3 protein-coding genes and 1 pseudogene are annotated in these 1,765 nt (G+C 31.6%); 3 read left to right on the top strand and 1 reads right to left on the bottom strand.

Annotated features, from left to right (window positions below):
• Window positions 1–196 precede the first annotated feature (196 nt).
• The 3 genes from AAEO57_RS20780 (at window position 197) to AAEO57_RS20770 (ending at window position 1,446) form a co-directional block, all read left to right on the top strand.
• Window positions 197–448: a type II toxin-antitoxin system ParD family antitoxin gene (locus tag AAEO57_RS20780; RefSeq protein ID WP_341694941.1), complete on the top strand. Its 252-nt coding sequence runs from the start codon at window positions 197–199 to the stop codon at window positions 446–448.
• On the top strand, window positions 441–734 hold the full coding sequence (locus tag AAEO57_RS20775; RefSeq protein WP_341694940.1) for a type II toxin-antitoxin system RelE/ParE family toxin: 294 nt from the start codon (window positions 441–443) through the stop codon (window positions 732–734). The genes AAEO57_RS20780 and AAEO57_RS20775 overlap by 8 nt, the downstream gene beginning before the upstream one ends.
• 175 nt (window positions 735–909) lie before the next feature.
• Complete coding sequence (locus tag AAEO57_RS20770) at window positions 910–1,446, top strand: hypothetical protein (protein WP_341694939.1); 537 nt, start codon at window positions 910–912, stop codon at window positions 1,444–1,446.
• A gap of 248 nt (window positions 1,447–1,694) precedes the next feature.
• Here AAEO57_RS20770 and AAEO57_RS20935 read toward each other — a convergent pair.
• Window positions 1,695–1,765: pseudogene (locus AAEO57_RS20935) on the bottom strand (transposase); the annotation flags it as partial.

The following is a 1,765-nucleotide window of genomic DNA, read 5'->3' as shown; positions in this document are numbered from 1 at the left end:
CAGCCGTTTGGCAAGATTGCGAATTTTGTAGTAAATTTACATCTACATTTCGCAAGAAATTTTATCTTAGCCGAAAGTACTCGGTTACGAAGTTCGCAACCTCGCCAAGCGCCGGAACGTTATGTGAGATTCCAAAAAAATCCGTAATAATTTGAAAAGTTACCATTTTTTGGTAACTTAGCTAAAAAAATAAATTATGGGACGAAATACTTCTATATCGCTTGGTAATCATTTCGAAAGTTTTATCGAACACAGTGTAAATGATGGAAGATTCAATAACGCAAGTGAAGTTGTCAGAGCTGGTCTTCGTCTTTTAGAAGAAGAAGAAAATAAAATTGTAGCTTTAAGAAAAGCTATCAATGATGGAATTGAAAGCGGGCGTGCAGTAGATTTTGATGCTAAAAAACATCTTGACCTTTTAAAAGCAAGAAAAAAATCAAATGGCTAAATATTATTTAACAAATAAAGCTGTTGATGACTTATCTGAAATTTGGGATTATACAGTCGAAACTTGGTCTGAAATGCAAGCTGAAAAGTATTATGATTTACTTATGGCATCGTGTGATGATTTAGCAAATAATCCACAACTTGGTAAAAACTATGATATAGTAACGAAAGGAATATTAGGTTTTAAATCAGGTGAACATATTATCTTCTACACAATTATATCAAAGAACGAAATAGAAATTGCAAGAATTCTTCATGGAATGATGGATTTAAAAAGCAGACTATAAGGAACCTCACATAACAGCCACTACAACGGATTTGGGCAATTGGCTTAATGGAAATATGGTTTTGTATTTGGGATGATTTGGCAAATCCGAAAATAGGGTTTAATTTAGTCCCAAACCCGCTGTAGTGCCAGAACGTTGTGCGTAATGTTGCGGAAAACAGGAGAATAAAGGAAATATGAAAAATAAAATTTGTTTATTATTACTGATATTTACACTGATTTCTTGTAATAAATCGAAGAAAGAAAATCAGAAAACAATCGAAAAGAATAAAACCGAAATTACTAAATCTAACAAAGATTCGATAATAGTTCCAACTTTTGAGATTCAATTAAATTTAACCCAAAAAGCGGAAAAAAAGTTAAAAGACGAAAATGAAAGTGTAATAATTGATGTTGAATTTATTGGCGAACCTAATAAACGAATTATAGAAACGAAAAAATTTGAGATTTATGATGAGAATGGAGATTTGACAATTGGTTCAAAAAGAGTTGAATTAGAAAAAGAAAGAACTATTAAATTTGAAAACTGTAAAGTCTCTAAAAGTTTACTAAAACTGCTCAAAAACAAAACATACGAAGTTCGAATAAATGTATTCAGCGGAAGAAAATCATCAGAAGACAATTTAATTGATTGCGATTTTTTACAAGAAAACATTGAACTTATAAAAAACAAACGAATAACACTAAACGGAAAGTTAATCTACGGTGAATAAAAACACTACGCACAACAGCTGTAGCTGTTGCACAACCCTCCTTAAAAAATAAACTTTATAAAAAAAACATAAAAGAGACCTCTTTTAAAGCGATTTAAAGGAGGTTTATTTTTGTAGTAAAGTTTTGTTTTCAAAAAAAAGAAGACTAAAAACAGTCTGTTTTAAGCCCAACAAGAGGCTTTTTGAAAAAGCCTGTGCCTTTCCTTGTAGTTGGGATACAATTCCGGCTTGTGATTTAGGCTTTCGCGCTATAAAACGCAGATATTTCTTGAGGTTGTAAGTCAGGGATGCCATCAAAACATGTTTATTGGCTTGTTGG

It is taken from the genome of Flavobacterium calami (assembly GCF_038290035.1).
GTDB classification, from domain to species: domain Bacteria; phylum Bacteroidota; class Bacteroidia; order Flavobacteriales; family Flavobacteriaceae; genus Flavobacterium; species Flavobacterium calami.
Note: the sequence above shows the minus strand (reverse complement) of the source record. Positions and strands in the feature narration are given on the sequence as shown.

Excerpts from the sequence above, each read along its gene's own strand:
- AAEO57_RS20780 (WP_341694941.1), top strand. The coding sequence starts at position 197 with ATGGGACGAAATACTTCTATATCGCTTGGTAATCATTTCGAAAGTTTT.
- AAEO57_RS20770 (WP_341694939.1), top strand. The coding sequence starts at position 910 with ATGAAAAATAAAATTTGTTTATTATTACTGATATTTACACTGATTTCT.
- AAEO57_RS20775 (WP_341694940.1), top strand. The coding sequence starts at position 441 with ATGGCTAAATATTATTTAACAAATAAAGCTGTTGATGACTTATCTGAA.